Consider the following 17263-nt stretch of genomic DNA (forward strand, 5'->3'; position numbering starts at 1 on the left):
GTTGCTGTTTTTGATGTTTGTACCCTCTCCCTGTGGGAGAGGGCCAGGGTGAGGGCACCAGACCGCAGCGACCCTTTATTCACCCCACCGCAAACTCCCTGTCCAGCCTGCTATACCCCAGCCCATTAATCTTCTTCACCTTAATCTGCACCGGTATGCGCTCTTTCATCGCCTCGACGTGGCTAATGACGCCGATGGTTTTCCCGGTAGCGTTCAGCGCGTCGAGCGCATCCAGTGCGATATCCAGCGTTTCACTGTCGAGGGTGCCGAATCCTTCATCCAGGAACAGCGAATCGATTCGCGTTTTGTGGCTCACCAGATCGGAAAGCGCCAGCGCCAGCGCCAGGCTGACCAGGAAGCTCTCGCCGCCAGAGAGCGTGCGTGTATCGCGTACGGCATCTGCCTGCCAGGTGTCGACCACTTCCAGCTCCAGCGCATCGCTGGCTTTGCGCTGCAGCAGATAACGCCCGTGCAGGCGATTTAGCTGCTGGTTAGCAAGCCAGACGAGATTATCCAGCGTCAGCCCCTGAGCGAACTTACGGAACTTATCGCCGGTACTGGAGCCGATCAGCGCGTTCAGATAGCCCCAGTCGTCGGCCTGACGCGCGGCCTCTTCAATTTGCTGCATCAACGTCAGCTGATGCTGACGGTTGTCGCTGTCCTGCTTGAGCTGCTGGCGGATCTCGCCCTGATGCGTGGTGTTCTCGCGAAGCTGTTGCGCCAGCTGCTGCAGCTGGATTTGCAAAGTGGATGCATCGGCCTCGAGACCTTCCGGGCGCAGCGCAACATGCGCCTGTAGCTGCTGGTTCGCCTGGCCGGATAGCGCCGTGGCCTGCTGTATCTGGTTTTCCAGCGACTGCTTCAGCTGTTCGAGGCCACGGAGGATGTCATCATCCAGCAGAGCGGCAATGAACGCCTCCCTGTCGGCAAAACAGCTGGCAGAGAGCGCCGCGGAGAATTGGGTCTGCGACTGTTGCAGGCGCTCTTGCTCCAGCGCCTCCTGTTGCTGCAGGGCGGTAAGCTGGCTTTGCAGCGATACGCATTCATCGTGAATGGCGCGCCAGCCATCAGGAATGGCCGGTTCGGTCTCTTCGGTGTGGGTTGCCGGAAGTGTGTCGAGCAACGGCTTCAGAGCGTTGCTGCGTTCCACAAGCACGCCGTGCTGCGTTTGTTTTTCCTGCCACTGCGCGAATTCTCCTTCGCGGACGTGCAGCCAGGCGGCTTCGTTCCCCTCTTCGGGAACGCTAAGCGACAGCGTGAGCAGGGTATGTTCCAGCGTCTGGCGTGTCGCCGTCAGCTGCTGCTGATACTGGCGCGCCTGCGCTTCCTGTTCGTTCAGCTGGTTTTGCAGGGTAAGACGCTGGCTGAGCTGATAAAGCTGGCGCTCATAGTGTTCCTGCTCGTTTATCCATGGCGCGATATCTTCCTGAATATTCAATGTGATATTCAGGGACGCGCAGATCTCAAGCCACTCTTTAGTGAGTGCTTGCTCTTCCTCAGACAGGGTCTGCACGTCGCCCGTCTCGCGCTGAATCTGCTGAGCCAGGGCATTAACCTGCCCCAGCACCAGCAGGCCTTCTTCTTTTAGCGCGGCCACCTCTTTTTCCAGCGCATCACGGCGGCGCTGGTTATCCGTCAGCTCAAGCGATTGATATTGCTCAATGGCGGGATGCTCGCAGGAACCGCACAGGGGACAAGGTTTGCCTGCCTCAAGCTGTGAACGATAGCTTTCCAGATCTTTAATTGTCGCTTCACGCTCGCACAGGGCCTTCAGATCCAGATAGTGCTGGTGTTTCTCTTTGTACTGCTGGCGGCGCAGCGTCAACGTTTCATTAAGTTTGCTCTGCTCCGCCTGGGCTTTCTGTACGCTTTCATTGCTCTGGCGCAGGCGCTTTTGCAGCGGCTGATAGCGAGCGTGTAGCGACGTCAGCCGCTGGCGCTGCGTGCGTGACCGGGACTGCTGCTCCATTGCCACGTTGACCTCATCCGCCGTCAGCGTGAGCGTATTTTCCGGCATGTCAGTCAGCTTGTTACGTAACTCAGTCATCCGCGCAGCGTGCGTGGCCAACTGGTTTTTATCGCGGTTAAGCTGTGAGAAGAGCGCGCGCCATCCGGCAATCTCCTGACCCAGCAGGCGATAACGCTCGTGCTCCGCCAGCCACTGCGCCAGCGCCGTCAGTTCAGTATGAAGCTCGGCGTGGGTACGCAGGGCAGTATTACGGATCCGCGCGCGCAGCGCGGTTTTGGCTTGTAAGCGAGTATTTACTTCAATAATTCGCTGCTGGGTTTGCGTCAGACGCGCGGTTTGCTCCTGCTGGTGCGCCCAGAGCGGACGAAGCTGGGCGGCGGGCTGCGCAAGCTGGAGCTTTGCCAGCTCAGGCGCAGCGTCCGTCAGAGCCTGTTGTGCCTGCTGCTGCAATGCGGTGATGCGTTGTTGCTCGCGCACAAGCTCATCATGACGGGTAAGCCACTGAAAATGTTTCTGCTGGTTTTGCTGCTGCGCCAGCAACGTTTTCTCTTCGTCAGTAAGTGCCTGCAAACTTTGCTGTAATTGCTGCTGCTGTTCTTCACTCAGCAGCACGACGCCCGCTGCCTGCGCCTCGCACTTTTCCAGCAGGCTGCGGGCGGCTTTGTGTTTTTCAAACACCATGGCGGAAATCTGGCCGTAGATTTCGGTGCCGGTCAGCTCTTCCAGCAGCTCTGCGCGATCGCTCGGTTTGGCATTCAGGAAGGCGGCAAATTGCCCCTGTGAGAGCAACATTGAACGGGTAAAGCGGCCATAGTCCAGACCGGTGAGCGCGGCGGTTTGCTCCAGCTTGTCCGTGACTTTATCGGCGAGGATTTTGCCATCTTCGCAGCGGGCCAGCTCCACGCGCGGCGCCTGCAGGTTGCCGTCCGGCTGGTTGCGTGCCCGGTTCTGGCTCCAGAAGGCGCGGTAGGCGATACCTTTTACCTCAAACTCCACTTCCGCCAGACACTCGGCGGTATCTCGCGTCATCAGGTCGTTTTGTGCCTGGGAAACCTTACTCAGGCGCGGCGTTTCGTGATAAAGCGCCAGACAGATGGCGTCAAGCAGGGTGGTTTTACCTGCGCCTGTGGCGCCGGTAATGGCAAACAGCCCGTTACTGGCAAAGGGTTCAGCGGTAAAGTCAATTTTCCACTCGCCCTTGAGGGAGTTGAGATTTTTCAGACGCAGGCTCAAAATTTTCATGCGTTTTCTTCCTCGTCATTGAGGGCATGCAGGGTATGGGTGAACAGTTCGCTGAGTCTTTCGCGCTTCGCGTCGTCAATATCCTCCTGCAAGAGCCTGCGCTCAAACACCTCTTCTACCCGCAACTCGCTGAGCGTTTCCCGCTGGGCGCTTAACAGAATTTTCTCGCGCTGCTCGCGGCTGCGGCGCACCAGTAAGACCTCTACCGGCAAGTCTTCCGTCAGCGCCTGGATTTTTCGCTGCATATCATGCAGGTAGTCATCCGTAGTGATTTCGATATCCAGCCAGACGGGGGGATTAAGCGCGGTGCCGCTCCACTGTTCAAGCTGAGCGGTGATGGCCTCCAGATCGCCTTTCAGCACCGCCAGCGGCTGGGTGACCGGCACCTCCAGCGTCTCGACGGCACTGAGTTTGCCCTCGCTGAAGCTCACCAGATGCACGGATTTGGCTTTGCCGGTTTCATCGAAACTGAGCGAAATAGGGGATCCGCAGTAGCGAATATGCTCGCAGCCGCCGATAACCTGGGCGCGGTGAATATGCCCGAGCGCAATGTAGTCCGCAGGCGGAAAGTTCTGCGCCGGAAAGGCGTCCAGCGTGCCGATATAGATGTCACGCACGGCGTCACTTTTACTGGCCCCAACGGTGGTGAGATGCCCGGTCGCAATCACCGGTATCGGCTGTTCGCCACGCAGGTTGCAGGCATCCGCGTGCTGCTGGTGATAATAGTCGGTGATGGCCTGTAATAAATGTTGCTGCTTTTCCGTGCCCGACAGTCCCGCCTGACTTTGTACGATATCGCGCGGGCGTAAAAAGGGGATCGGGCACAGCACTGCCCCCGGCGTACCGTCGCGTTTTTTCAGGATCTGCGGGGCATGCCCGGCGCTGGCGACGACGGTAGTATTGAGAAACGCCAGAATGTCACGGGATTCATTGAGCGTTGCCACGGAGTCATGGTTACCGGCGACTATCACCAGATGACAGCCGGTCTGCTGCAAGTTCACCACGAAGCGGTTATACAGCTCGCGCGCATAGCTGGGGGGCGACCCCGTATCAAAGATGTCACCCGCGACAATAATCGCATCGACCTCGTGGGCCTGCGCCGTCTCCAGCAGCCAGTTCAGGAACGCTTCATGTTCAGCCGCACGGCTTTTGCTGTAAAAATTTTGACCGAGATGCCAGTCCGAGGTGTGAAGTATGCGCATAGCGGTTCCGTGGCAAAAATGAGAAAGCAGGATTATAAACGTTCAGAGAAGGGAAAATAACCGCTGTAATAAAACAACGGTTTGCCCGCTTCCGTGGTAATGTTTTTCATAAATCTGTCATAAATCTGACGCATAATGGCGCCGAATTACAAACGTGTAACTTAATAAGATAAGACAGGGCAAAGTATGGCGAGACGTATTCTGGTCGTAGAAGATGAAGCTCCAATTCGTGAAATGGTGTGCTTCGTGCTCGAGCAAAATGGCTTCCAGCCGGTTGAAGCGGAAGATTATGACAGCGCAGTGAACCAGCTGAATGAACCCTGGCCCGATCTGATTCTGCTGGACTGGATGTTGCCTGGCGGCTCCGGACTGCAGTTTATCAAACACCTGAAGCGTGAGGCTCTGACCCGCGACATCCCGGTTGTCATGCTCACGGCGCGCGGAGAGGAAGAGGATCGCGTGCGCGGACTAGAAACCGGCGCGGACGATTACATCACTAAACCGTTCTCCCCAAAAGAGCTGGTCGCCCGCATTAAAGCCGTGATGCGCCGTATTTCACCGATGGCGGTGGAAGAGGTGATAGAGATGCAGGGACTCAGCCTTGACCCGACCTCGCACCGCGTGATGACCGGCGAAAACCCCCTCGATATGGGCCCTACCGAATTTAAACTCCTGCACTTCTTTATGACTCACCCGGAACGCGTATACAGCCGCGAGCAGTTGCTGAATAACGTCTGGGGAACTAACGTGTATGTCGAAGACCGGACGGTTGACGTACATATTCGCCGCCTGCGAAAAGCGCTGGAACTGAGCGGCCACGATCGCATGGTACAGACGGTCCGCGGCACGGGTTATCGTTTTTCGACCCGTTTCTGAACAATGACAGGAGTGTGACGCGTGCTGGAACGTCTGTCATGGAAAAGGCTCGTCTTTGAACTGATCTTATGCTGTATTCCGGCCTTCCTTCTTGGGGCCTTTCTCGGACATCTGCCGTGGTTTCTGCTGGCGTCGGTCACCGGGCTGCTGATCTGGCATTTCTGGAACCTGCTGCGCCTCTCCTGGTGGCTGTGGGTTGACCGCAGTATGACCCCACCGCCGGGCAGCGGCAGCTGGGAGCCCCTGCTGTACGGCCTGCACCAGATGCAGATGCGTAATAAAAAGCGCCGTCGCGAGCTGGGAAGCCTGATTAAGCGTTTTCGCAGCGGGGCGGAGTCGTTGCCGGATGCGGTCATCCTGACCACTGAAGAAGGCACCATCTTCTGGTGTAACGGCCTGGCGCAACAGCTGCTGGGCCTTCGCTGGCCGGACGATAACGGTCAGAACATCCTTAACCTTTTACGCTATCCCGAATTCACGCTGTATCTGAAAAAGCGTGATTTTACCCGCCCGCACAATCTGAAGCTCAATAATGGTCGCCATCTGGAAATCCGCGTGATGCCTTACAGCGATAAGCAGTGGCTGATGGTGGCGCGCGATGTCACCCAAATGCACCAGCTTGAGGGCGCGCGCCGTAATTTCTTTGCGAACGTCAGCCACGAACTGCGTACTCCGTTGACCGTGCTTCAGGGCTATCTGGAGATGATGCAGGAGCAAACGCTGGAAGGTGCGCCGCGTGAAAAAGCGCTGCATACCATGCGCGAGCAAACGCATCGCATGGAAGGGCTGGTGAAGCAGCTGCTGACGCTCTCGAAGATTGAAGCGGCGCCTACGCTTGCGCTGAATGACACGATAGATGTGCCGATGATGCTGCGGGTCGTGGAGCGTGAAGCGCAGACGTTAAGCCACAAAAAGCATCACCTGACCTTCGAGGTCGACAGCACGCTAAAGGTGCTGGGCAGTGAGGATGAGCTTCGTAGCGCCATATCCAACCTGGTGTACAACGCAGTGAACCATACGCCGGAAGGGACGGATATTATGGTGCGCTGGAACCGTACCCCTACGGGCGCCGAGTTTAGCGTGGAAGATAACGGGCCGGGGATCGCACCGGAGCATATCCCGCGTCTGACCGAACGCTTCTACCGCGTGGATAAAGCGCGGTCTCGGCAAACAGGGGGGAGCGGCCTGGGGCTGGCGATTGTGAAGCACGCGGTAAATCACCACGAAAGCCGACTTGATATTCAGAGTACGCTGGGGAAAGGAACCCGCTTCAGTTTCGTTATTCCGGAACGATTAATTGCCAAAAAGACCGCCTGAGGGCAGGTGTGTCATTTTCCCTTTCCACGGGTCAGCGTCTGCTGGCCCGTTTGCTTTGCAGTCAAGCGAAACGCGGATGAATAATATACGGCTGGGTGTTTTTTGTTCGCATGATTAGCCATGAGTTTTTCCTGTAAATAGCGTATTGTGCTGGCGTGTATTTTCATGCTGGCATATTGTTCTGGTTTTGAGATCCCACCTTGCCTTTAAACGTTATAAGCGTTTAAATTGCCCCCCAGATACTGTCAGACCGACTGTATTTGCGTGGTAAATCGAAAAACTATTCTTCTCCACGCCAGGACGGGAGCATTTCCCGCTGAAATTGAGCAATTTTTCGGCTGTATCGTCCCGTCAGGGAAAACGAAAATCTCAATGTTTTCAACACCACATCCACAGGCAGTAAGGTTTTATGACCCATCACTTAAAATCGCGTGACATCATCGCGCTGGGCTTTATGACATTTGCGCTGTTCGTTGGCGCAGGCAACATTATTTTCCCTCCAATGGTTGGCTTACAGGCGGGTGAACACGTCTGGACCGCTGCGTTTGGTTTCCTGATTACTGCCGTGGGTCTACCGGTACTGACCGTCGTCGCGCTGGCGAAAGTCGGTGGCGGCGTGGACAGCCTCAGCACGCCGATTGGCAAAGTCGCAGGTGTTCTGCTGGCCACCGTCTGCTATCTGGCCGTGGGCCCGCTGTTTGCCACCCCGCGCACGGCGACCGTTTCCTTTGAAGTGGGGATTGCTCCGCTGACCGGCGACGGCCCGATGCCGCTGTTTATCTACAGCCTGGTCTACTTCGCGATTGTCATTCTGGTCTCCCTCTATCCAGGTAAACTGCTGGATACCGTGGGTAACTTCCTGGCGCCGCTGAAAATCATCGCCCTGATCGTTCTCGCCGTGGCCGCTATCATCTGGCCAGCAGGCCCGATCAGCGACGCAATGGACGCCTATAAAAACGCCGCGTTCTCTAACGGTTTTGTGAACGGCTACCTGACGATGGATACGCTGGGCGCAATGGTGTTTGGTATTGTTATCGTTAACGCCGCGCGTTCCCGCGGTGTGACCGAAGCGCGTCTGCTGACCCGCTATACCATCTGGGCTGGCCTGATGGCTGGTGTGGGTCTGACGCTACTGTATCTGGCGCTGTTCCGCCTGGGCTCTGATAGCGCCATGCTGGTTGATCAGAACGCGAACGGTGCGGCTATTCTGCACGCTTACGTCCAGCACACCTTCGGTGGTGCGGGCAGTATGCTGCTGGCGGCGCTGATTTTCCTGGCGTGTCTGGTGACCGCAGTGGGCCTGACCTGCGCCTGTGCTGAGTTCTTTGCGCAGTATCTGCCGCTCTCTTACCGCACCCTGGTGTTTATCCTCGGTATCTTCTCCATGGCGGTGTCCAACCTCGGTCTGAGCCACCTGATTCAGGTCTCTATTCCGGTGCTGACGGCCATCTATCCGCCGTGCATCGTGCTGGTGGTGCTGAGCTTCACCCGTCCGTGGTGGAATAACTCCTCACGAATTATTGCGCCAGCCATGTTTATCAGCCTGATTTTTGGTATCCTTGACGGGATTAAAGCATCAGCGTTCGCCGCGATTCTGCCCGCCTGGACACAGCGTCTGCCGCTGTCCGAGCAGGGCCTGGCCTGGCTGATGCCTACCGTTGTTGCACTGGTTCTGGCGATTATCTGGGACCGTGCTGCAGGGCGCCAGGTTGCATCTAACGCCCATTAATCAACGGCAACAAACTGTTTAACCACGGGGCTTAAGGCCCCGTGGTTTTTTGTTTTTTCGTGTTGAATGGCAAGATTTTAATGGAAAGCACTAACAAACTTAAACGTGGTCTCAGCACACGCCACATTCGCTTTATGGCGCTGGGCTCTGCGATTGGTACCGGTCTTTTTTATGGCTCGGCAGATGCCATCAAAATGGCCGGTCCAAGCGTTCTGCTGGCCTACATCATCGGTGGCGTGGCGGCGTATATCATCATGCGCGCCCTCGGAGAGATGTCGGTTCACAATCCTTCTGCCAGTTCGTTCTCGCGCTATGCGCAGGAAAACCTCGGACCGCTGGCCGGGTTTATCACTGGCTGGACCTACTGCTTTGAAATTTTGATTGTGGCCATTGCCGATGTTACGGCGTTTGGTATCTATATGGGCGTCTGGTTCCCGACGGTGCCGCACTGGATCTGGGTGCTGAGCGTGGTGCTGCTCATCTGCGCCGTCAACCTGATGAGCGTGAAGGTGTTCGGCGAACTTGAGTTCTGGTTCTCCTTCTTCAAGGTCGCCACCATTATCATCATGATTGTGGCCGGTTTCGGCATCATCCTCTGGGGGATTGGCAACGGCGGTCAGCCGACCGGGATCCATAACCTCTGGAGCAACGGGGGCTTCTTCAGCAACGGCTGGCTCGGGATGGTGATGTCGCTGCAGATGGTGATGTTCGCCTACGGCGGTATTGAAATTATTGGTATCACCGCCGGGGAAGCGAAAGACCCTGAGAAATCCATTCCACGTGCCATCAACTCCGTGCCGATGCGTATTCTGGTGTTCTATGTGGGCACGCTGTTCGTGATTATGTCCATCTACCCATGGAACCAGGTCGGTACCAACGGTAGCCCGTTTGTGCTGACCTTCCAGCATATGGGCATTGCGTTTGCTGCCAGCATTCTGAACTTCGTGGTGCTGACCGCGTCGCTTTCCGCGATCAACAGTGACGTCTTTGGCGTGGGCCGTATGCTACACGGCATGGCGGAGCAGGGCAGTGCGCCGAAGGTGTTCGCTAAAACCTCCCGCCGCGGCACGCCGTGGGTGACGGTGGTGGTCATGACCGTTGCGCTGCTGTTCTCGGTTTACCTGAACTACATCATGCCGGAGAACGTCTTCCTGGTGATTGCGTCGCTGGCGACCTTCGCGACCGTGTGGGTGTGGATCATGATCCTGCTGTCGCAGATTGCGTTCCGCCGTCGCCTGTCGCCGGAAGAGGCGAAAGCGCTGAAGTTTAAAGTCCCGGGTGGCGTTGCAACAACCGTCGTCGGGCTGATCTTCCTGGTGTTTATCATTGGCCTGATTGGCTACCATCCGGATACCCGTATTTCCCTCTACGTGGGCTGTGCGTGGATCGTCCTGCTGCTGATTGGCTGGGTGTTTAAATGCCGCCGCGATCGCCAACTGGCAGAAGCGCAGTAATTTTTTTATTCCCTCTCCCTGTGGGAGAGGGTTAGGGCATCAGGCCGCACTGATCCCTCCTCCCCCGTCCTCCTCCCCCAATAAATCACGTCATGGTGAGCTATCCTTAACCACCCTGTGGCAAGGTGACGTCAATTTCATCAAAGGGGATTCGTGATGTTAAATGCCTGGCACCTTCCGGTTGCCCCATTTGTTAAGCAAAACAAAGACAACCTTGTGATTACGCTCTGGCTGGCGGGGGAAAATCAGCCAGAACGCGTGACGCTCCGCGCCGAAAATGATAATGAAGAGACCGGGCTGAAAATGCACAAGCTGCGCAGCCAGCCGCAGCCGGGGATCACCGCCTGGCGGGCGAATATCGATTTGCGTAGCGGACAGCCGCGCCGCCGTTATAGCTTCAAGCTGCTGTGGAACCATCGTCAGCTGTGGTTTACCCCGCAGGGGTTTAGCCGGTTCCCGCCCGCACGGCTGGAACAGTTTGCCGTTGATTATCCGGATAGCGGACCGCAGTGGGTTAACGATCAGGTCTTTTACCAGATTTTCCCGGACCGCTTTGCGCGTAGCGAAAAACGCACTGCCGACCAGGATAAGGTCTATCACCACCACGCGGCGGGCCACGACATTATCCTGAAAAAATGGGATGAGCCGGTGACGGCGCAGGCGGGCGGCTCGACGTTTTACGGCGGCGATCTCGACGGCATCAGCGAAAAGCTGCCGTACCTGAAAAAACTGGGCGTGACGGCGCTCTACCTCAACCCGGTGTTTAAAGCCCCGAGCGTACATAAATACGATACACAGGATTATCGCCACGTTGACGCGCAGTTTGGCGGGGACGAGGCACTGCTGCGCCTGCGAGAGAACACCCTTAAGGAAGGCATGCGCCTGATTCTGGACGGCGTGTTTAACCACAGCGGAGATTCGCACGCCTGGTTTGACTGTCATAACCAGTCGATGGGCGGAGCATGTCATAACCCGGACTCGCCGCAGCGTGACTGGTACAGCTTTAATGAGGAGGGGCGTGCCCTGGACTGGCTGGGCTACCCCAGTCTGCCGAAGCTGGATTTCCAGTCATCAACGCTGGTTAATGAGATTTACGGCGGCGAAGACAGCATCGTCCGCCACTGGCTGAACGCCCCGTGGAATATGGACGGCTGGCGTCTGGACGTCGTACATATGCTGGGTGAAGCGGGTGGGGCGCGAAATAACCTGCAGCACGTCGGCGGGATCACGCGCTCGGCAAAAGCGGCCCGGCCTGAAGCGTTCGTGTTTGGCGAACACTTTGGCGACGCGCGCCAGTGGCTGCAAAACGATGCCGAAGATGCGGCGATGAACTATCGCGGTTTTACCTTCCCGCTATGGGGATTCCTGGCGAATACCGATATCTCCTACGATCCGAACCACATTGACGCCGAAACCTGTGCAGCGTGGATGGATAACTACCGCGCCGGGCTGTCTCATCAGCAGCAGCTGAGGATGTTTAACCAGCTTGATAGTCACGATACCGCACGCTTTAAATCCCTGCTCGGCAAGGATGTGGCACGTCTGCCGCTGGCGGTCACTTGGCTCTTCACCTGGCCGGGCGTACCGTGTATCTACTACGGAGACGAAGTGGGACTGGACGGCAACAACGATCCGTTCTGTCGCAAAACCTTCCCGTGGGCGCCAGAAAAACAGGACAAGGTGCTGTTCAGCCTCTATCAGCGGCTGGCGAAGCTGCGCAAACAGAGTCTAGCCCTGCGCTACGGCGGCTGCCAGGTGGTGTACGCCCACGATAACGTGGTGGTCTTTGTCCGCGTCTATAACCAGCAGCGCGTGCTGGTGGCTATCAACCGGGGCGAGGCTTGTGAAGTGGTGCTGGATGATTCCCCGCTGTTGAAGGTGGCTACGTGGAAGAATAAAGAGGGCAAGGCGACGATTCAGGACGGCGTGCTGGCGCTGCCGGCGATATCCGCGACGATCTGGGTCGGCAGCTAACGCGACGGTAAATGTTTCCACCTTTAAGATGGCGCAAATGCAACGATTTGTGTCAATCTTAACGAATAGTTTACGGTGAAGGTGGAAACATGGACGAGCTCTACATCCTTGGCTGTTTGTTACTGGTTTTTGCGCTGGTGGTTGCGCCCGTGCTTGCGGTTATTGGCTTTAATCGGAGCACGGCGGCGCGGCAGGAGATCGCCAGGCTTCGCCAGCGCATTGAAGCGCTTGAGCAGCGTGGTGCCGCTGAGATAGCGCCGGAGACGGCGAAGACCGCCGCGCCGGTGGTTGTGACCGCGCCAGTGGTGGAGCACACTCCCGCACCTGTCGACCCCTGGCGTCCGGACGCCCGCGTGCCCAGGGCTGAACCCGCTCCCGTTTCCGCTCCTGCCCCTGCGGCAAAACAGCCATCCGCCTTTGGCGGCATACTGACGTCGCTGGTGCGCTGGTTTATGCAGGGTAATCCGCTGGCGAAGCTGGGGATCCTGCTGCTTTTCCTCGGTCTCTCTTTCCTGCTGCGCTATACCGTCGAACATTCCCTGTTCCCGCTTGAGTTGCGCCTGGTGGCGACGGCGCTGTTTGCCATCGTTCTGCTGGCGATTGGCTGGCGACTGCGGCATAAGCAGCCGGTTTATGCGCTTATCTTACAGGGTGGGGCGACGGGCATTCTTTACCTGACGGTCTTTGGTGCCTTCCGACTCTGGCAAATGTTGCCGATGACGCTGGCTTTTGCGCTGCTGGTAGCGATTTGCGCCGCGAGCGTCGGGCTGGCCGTGCTGCAGAAGGCCTTGAGCCTGGCCATGCTGGCGAGCCTCGGCGGGTATCTGGCACCGCTGCTCCTGTCTACCGGAGGCGGCAACTTTGTGGCGCTGTTCTCTTTCTATCTCCTGCTTTCCATCGGTATTCTCGCCATCAGCATCTGGCAGCACTGGCGCGAGCTCAATCTGCTCGGTCTGCTTTTTACGTTTGGCGTGGGTGGCCTCTGGGGGCTGAGCGACTATCAGCCTGAACACTATTGGGTGTGCCAGCTGTTCCTGATTGCCAATACGCTGATATTCGGCGTGCTGTGCGTGGCGCTGTCGCTGCGGGCGCAGGAAAAAGGGAAACAGATTATTGACGGCGTACTGCTGTTTGCTCCGCCGCTGATTGGCTTCGGGATGCAGTACGGCATGACCCGGCACTGGGAATATGGCCCGGCGCTGAGCGCGCTCGGATATGGGGCATTTTATCTTACCCTTGCGTTCCTCGCGCTGCGGCGCTATCCGTCCATCGGACGACCACTGGTCATGGCGGCGCTGGCCATCGGCGGCGGGTTCGCTACGCTCGCCATTCCGCTGGCACTCTCGGCGCGCTGGACGGCGATGGCCTGGGCGCTGGAGGGGCTGGGTATCCTCTGGCTGGGCATGCAGCAGAACCAGCGTCGTATGAGCTATAGCGGGACGGCGCTGCTGGTGCTGGCACTCGGCAGCGCGCTGTGGGCACAAATGGACGGCGTGACGTCGCTGAGCCTGTTCCTTATCTTCGCCATCCTCAGCCTTTGCTGGCTGGCTGCGGCGTGGCTATGGCGCAAAAGTGTTCTGCCGGTCAGTTGGGCGTTGTTGGCAGGCGGCCTGTTGTTCTGGATCGTGGCGCTATTGGGTGCCTCGCAACGGGTGCTGAAACAAGAATTACCTGTTCTGGCAGGCGTGCTGGCGCTCTCGGCCGTCTCGGTCTGGGGCTGGCGCCAGGCTGCCGCTCGTCTGGCGTGGCGGGAGCTGGATGCCAGCAAATGGCTGCTGTGGCCACTGATGCTGGTGATGGTGGTTTACCAGCTTTCGTATCAGCAGATCGTTGCCGCTGGCTGGTCAAATCTGGCCTGGTGCATTGCACTTCCTGCCGCACTGATGCTGCTGCGACGTGACGGTGAAAGACTGCTGCCGCGCGTCGCGATGGGGCTGCACCTGACGCTTTGCTGGATGATTTTACTGGCGCTGGCGGCTGAGCTTTACTGGTTTGCTCGCGCGCTACCGTGGGGCATGGCGGCGTGGGGCAGTGGACTGGCGATGGCGGCTGGGGGCGGCGTGATTCTGGCGCTTTCCGCGGCGGTGCGTCGCCGCGCGTGGCCGTTCGGGGAGTGGCCTGCGCTCTATACCTGCCTGGCGCCGATCCCTGTCGTCGTGGTGCTGCTGGTGCTGCTGGTCGTGACCAATTTCCAGGACGGCGTCGTTTACCGGCAAACCTGGCTGCCGCTGGTGAACCCGCTTGAGGAAGGCGCGGCATTCGCGCTGCTGGGGCTGGTGGTCTTTTATCGGGCAGTGGATCGCTACTATCCCGCGTTGCTTGCTCAGGCTCGCCCGTGGCCTGCCGTTGCTATCATGGCGTTTGGCTTCTGGTGGCTTAACGGGGCGCTGATGCGCGCCCTGGCCTGGTATGGGGATGTGGCCTGGAATATGGCGTCGCTGTGGGATTCGCGGCTTATCCAGACCACGTTTGCCCTGTTCTGGATGCTGATCGCGCTGGTGGTCATGGTCCATGCTACCCGCCGGGCCTCCCGCCAGGAGTGGCTCTGCGGGGCCGCCTTGCTGGGGGTCGTGATGGTTAAACTGATGCTGGTGGACAGCGCAGGCGGAGGCGGCCTGTCCCGTGCCGTGGCGTTTATCGGCGTGGCGATACTGGTCCTGATCGTGGGGTATTTCTCGCCACTACCGCCTAAAACTGGAGATGAAAAATGAAATGGATGAAAGCGGTAGTCTGTACCACGCTGCTGGCGCTATCGGGCATGGCGTTCTGCGACGAGATACAAACGGAATCGCCGCGGGATTATGCCTTTGGTCGTTCACTGGAAACGTCGGTTCCTTCCCAGTGGTATCGGGTATTGCTGCCGCTCGCCGTCTATGAACAGAGCACCTCCCCGAATCTGGACGATGTCCGCGTCTTTAATCAGTCGGGTGAGCCGGTTCCCTTCAGCCTGGTCACCGCGACGCGCCCGCAGGTGGTGGCGCAATCCACGGCGCTGCGTCTTTTTCCTCTGGACGCCTCACCGCTTGCCGCGGCGCCAGATGCCGGTCAGAGCAATAAGATCCTGCTCCGTTCCGGAAATGGCGTTGAGATTGTGCTCGAAGGGCAGAAAGCTGCCGTGGCCGGGCAACATTATCTGCTGACCTTGCCAGAGCAGGCGACGGGTGAGATGGCTATATCCCAGCTGCAGCTGCTCTGGAATCCCCCTCAGACGTCGTGGCAGGGAACGGCGTCGGTCTATTACAGCGAGGATTTGAAGCGCTGGTATACCCTACGCGAGGATATGCCCTTGCTGGACGTCGTCAGTGGCCAGGATCGCATTAAGCTCGATCGGATCGATACCGATACGGTTTTATCTCCTGATGCGAATCGCTATCTCATGGTGGTGCTGAATACGCAGAGCCAGGGCATGACCTTGACCGGCGTAAACGCGATTAGCGCCCCTGCGCAGATGGCTCCGGAAGCGATCGACCTGGAGGGGGAAGGGGAACAGCTATCGACAAGCGAAGCGCAGTGGCACTGGGCGCACCCGCAGCCATTGAGCGCGGTCAGCTTCTTGCTGAATGGCGACGGTGTTCTGCCCGTGGAGATCGCGTGGCGAAGTACGGAAAAAGACACATGGCACCCCCTGAAAAAAGAGGTTCTTTACCGCCTGGAGGGCAAAACGTCTGCGCCGGTTTCGCTTAACGGAGAGCGGGTCCAGGCGGTAAAAATCACGACGCTGAATGCGCGTCTGCCTGAATACCTTCCGAACGTCATAGGGCATCGCGACCGCGTTGATCTGGTGTTTAACGCGCAGGGGAAAGCACCGTACGTGCTCGCCTGGGGAAACGGGGCGGCAAAACCAGCAAACCTGGAACCTGGCATGCTGATCCCCGCCGACCTGCGCAAAACCTATGATATGGCGAATCTGCCGCAGGCCGATATTGTGGATGATGTCGCGTTAGGTGGTGAGGCGCGTTTAACCGCCACTTCTGCGGGCGAGCGGGAGAGCCGGATGAACGCGCTGCTGGTGTGGAGCGTGCTGATTGTGGGCGTGATCCTGCTGGCGCTCATGGCCTGGCGCATCTGGCGAGAGACGCAGCGTAAAGCATAAAAAAAGGCCCGCATGTGCGGGCCTTCTTCGTAAACCGTGCCGATTACAGGCTGGATACGTTCTCAGACAGGTATTTTGCTACGCCGTCTGGGGAAGCAGCCATACCTTCTTTACCTTTTTCCCACTGAGCCGGGCACACTTCGCCGTGCTCTTCGTGGAACTGCAGCGCGTCAACCATGCGCAGCATTTCGTCGATGTTACGACCCAGCGGCAGATCGTTCACTACCTGGTGACGAACGATGCCGTTTGCGTCGATCAGGAAAGAACCGCGCAGTGCAACGCCAGCGTCCGGATGTTCGATACCGTAAGCCTGCTGGATTTCGCGTTTGATGTCCGCAACCATTGCGTATTTCACCGCACCGATGCCGCCTTTGTCGACAGGGGTGTTACGCCATGCGTTGTGTACAAATTCAGAGTCGAAGGAGACGCCAACCACTTCCACGCCACGCTTCTGGAATTCTTCATAACGTTTGTCGAAGGCGATCAGCTCAGACGGGCAAACGAAGGTGAAGTCCATTGGCCAGAAGAACAGAACGGTCGCTTTACCGTTGGTGTGCTGTTTGAAGTTGAAGTTTTCAACGATTTCACCGTTGCCCAGAACTGCTGCAGCTGTAAAATCCGGAGCCGGACGAGTTACCAGAACCATATGATTCTCCTGTAGATACTAAGGTTATTTGGAACGCAACGCGAGCCAGTATAGAGAGTGTTCATGGATAAGACAAAGAGGTGGTGACAATCGTTCCGCCAGCTTTTACCTATCAATGTAAATCTGTCACAGCTGTTTGTTTTTCGCTTGCGCCATCATGCGCGGATAGAACTGCCAGAATTGCGTCTCCAGCGCGTCATAGTGTGCATCCAGGTCATACCAGGAGTCACGCAGCGCATCCAGACGCGGCCGGCGGCTGGCCATGCCATTCAGGACGTTCTGGATAAAATCCATCTCACAATAGCGCTCCAGCCAGCGTTCTGACCACAAATAGTTGTTCAGATTAACAAAGCGCGGCGGTGAGTCGGGCAAAATGACCGACACCTGTGCATGGGCGTAGCGCACAAACTCTGGCAACGGTAGCGACGGGGAGAGCTGTTCCCAGTGGCGAGACAGGAAATGGTCCCACATCACATCCAGCGTGATCGGCGCAACGCGGCGCGTCTCAGGGCGGAACCACGCTTTGGCTTCCGTGACCTCGGGCAGGTTATCGGTGATGACATCAATGCGGCGGTGCATAAAGATGCCGTCGACAACCTCAGGGGAATAGTCTTCTGCAGGGGTGCCGCGCACGAAATCGGCCAGCAGATTGCCGGAAAGGGAGCTGTCAGCGAGGTGAGCGAGATGCAGGTGAGCGAGAAAATTCATGCGTTTTATTTGTCCGGGGGCGGCTAATTGTTGCAGCAAAAGGGTGTGAGCAC

Annotated in this window: 11 protein-coding genes; 7 read left to right on the forward strand and 4 right to left on the reverse strand. The window is 57.8% G+C overall.

What is annotated here, in order from left to right:
• Positions 1-79: 79 nt before the first annotated feature.
• On the reverse strand, positions 80-3211 hold the full coding sequence (gene sbcC, locus L383_RS23370) for an exonuclease subunit SbcC (RefSeq protein ID WP_023332218.1): 3132 nt from the start codon (positions 3209-3211) through the stop codon (positions 80-82).
• Positions 3208-4413, reverse strand: coding sequence for an exonuclease subunit SbcD (gene sbcD, locus L383_RS23365; RefSeq protein ID WP_023332219.1), 1206 nt, complete (start codon positions 4411-4413; stop codon positions 3208-3210). The genes sbcC and sbcD overlap by 4 nt, the downstream gene beginning before the upstream one ends.
• 186 nt (positions 4414-4599) lie before the next feature.
• Here sbcD and phoB point away from each other — a divergent pair, with 186 nt between their 5' ends.
• The 7 genes from phoB to L383_RS23330 all read left to right on the forward strand — a co-directional run bounded on the left by phoB (position 4600) and on the right by L383_RS23330 (position 15856).
• Complete coding sequence (gene phoB / locus L383_RS23360; protein WP_008503265.1) at positions 4600-5289, forward strand: phosphate response regulator transcription factor PhoB; 690 nt, start codon at positions 4600-4602, stop codon at positions 5287-5289.
• Positions 5290-5310: 21 nt separating this feature from the next.
• Positions 5311-6606 carry a phosphate regulon sensor histidine kinase PhoR gene (gene phoR, locus L383_RS23355; RefSeq protein WP_014882743.1) on the forward strand — a complete coding sequence of 432 codons (1296 nt, stop codon included), beginning with the start codon at positions 5311-5313 and terminating at the stop codon, positions 6604-6606.
• A gap of 409 nt (positions 6607-7015) precedes the next feature.
• Positions 7016-8335, forward strand: coding sequence for a branched-chain amino acid transporter carrier protein BrnQ (brnQ, locus tag L383_RS23350; RefSeq protein ID WP_014882744.1), 1320 nt, complete (start codon positions 7016-7018; stop codon positions 8333-8335).
• Positions 8336-8415: 80 nt separating this feature from the next.
• Entirely contained in the window at positions 8416-9789 is a 1374-nt protein-coding gene (gene proY / locus L383_RS23345) for a proline-specific permease ProY (RefSeq protein WP_032628726.1), read from the forward strand.
• A 156-nt stretch (positions 9790-9945) separates the two neighbouring features.
• A complete protein-coding gene (gene malZ / locus L383_RS23340; protein ID WP_023332221.1) occupies positions 9946-11763 on the forward strand; it encodes a maltodextrin glucosidase in 1818 nt (605 codons plus the stop codon).
• Positions 11764-11852: 89 nt separating this feature from the next.
• Positions 11853-14474 carry a DUF2339 domain-containing protein gene (locus L383_RS23335; RefSeq protein WP_023332222.1) on the forward strand — a complete coding sequence of 874 codons (2622 nt, stop codon included), beginning with the start codon at positions 11853-11855 and terminating at the stop codon, positions 14472-14474.
• A complete protein-coding gene (locus L383_RS23330; protein WP_023332223.1) occupies positions 14471-15856 on the forward strand; it encodes a DUF3999 family protein in 1386 nt (461 codons plus the stop codon). Before L383_RS23335 ends, L383_RS23330 begins: the two co-directional genes overlap by 4 nt.
• Before the next feature lie 43 nt (positions 15857-15899).
• Here L383_RS23330 and L383_RS23325 read toward each other — a convergent pair whose 3' ends face one another.
• Together L383_RS23325 and acpH are read right to left on the reverse strand one after the other, a co-directional pair.
• Positions 15900-16502, reverse strand: a complete 603-nt coding sequence (locus L383_RS23325) for a peroxiredoxin (RefSeq protein ID WP_008503347.1) — start codon at positions 16500-16502, stop codon at positions 15900-15902.
• 126 nt (positions 16503-16628) lie between these two features.
• A complete protein-coding gene (gene acpH, locus L383_RS23320) occupies positions 16629-17210 on the reverse strand; it encodes an ACP phosphodiesterase (protein WP_023332224.1) in 582 nt (193 codons plus the stop codon).
• Positions 17211-17263 lie beyond the last annotated feature (53 nt).

This window comes from Enterobacter sp. MGH 37, assembly GCF_000534515.1.
In the GTDB taxonomy this organism is placed as follows: Bacteria; Pseudomonadota; Gammaproteobacteria; order Enterobacterales; family Enterobacteriaceae; genus Enterobacter; species Enterobacter kobei.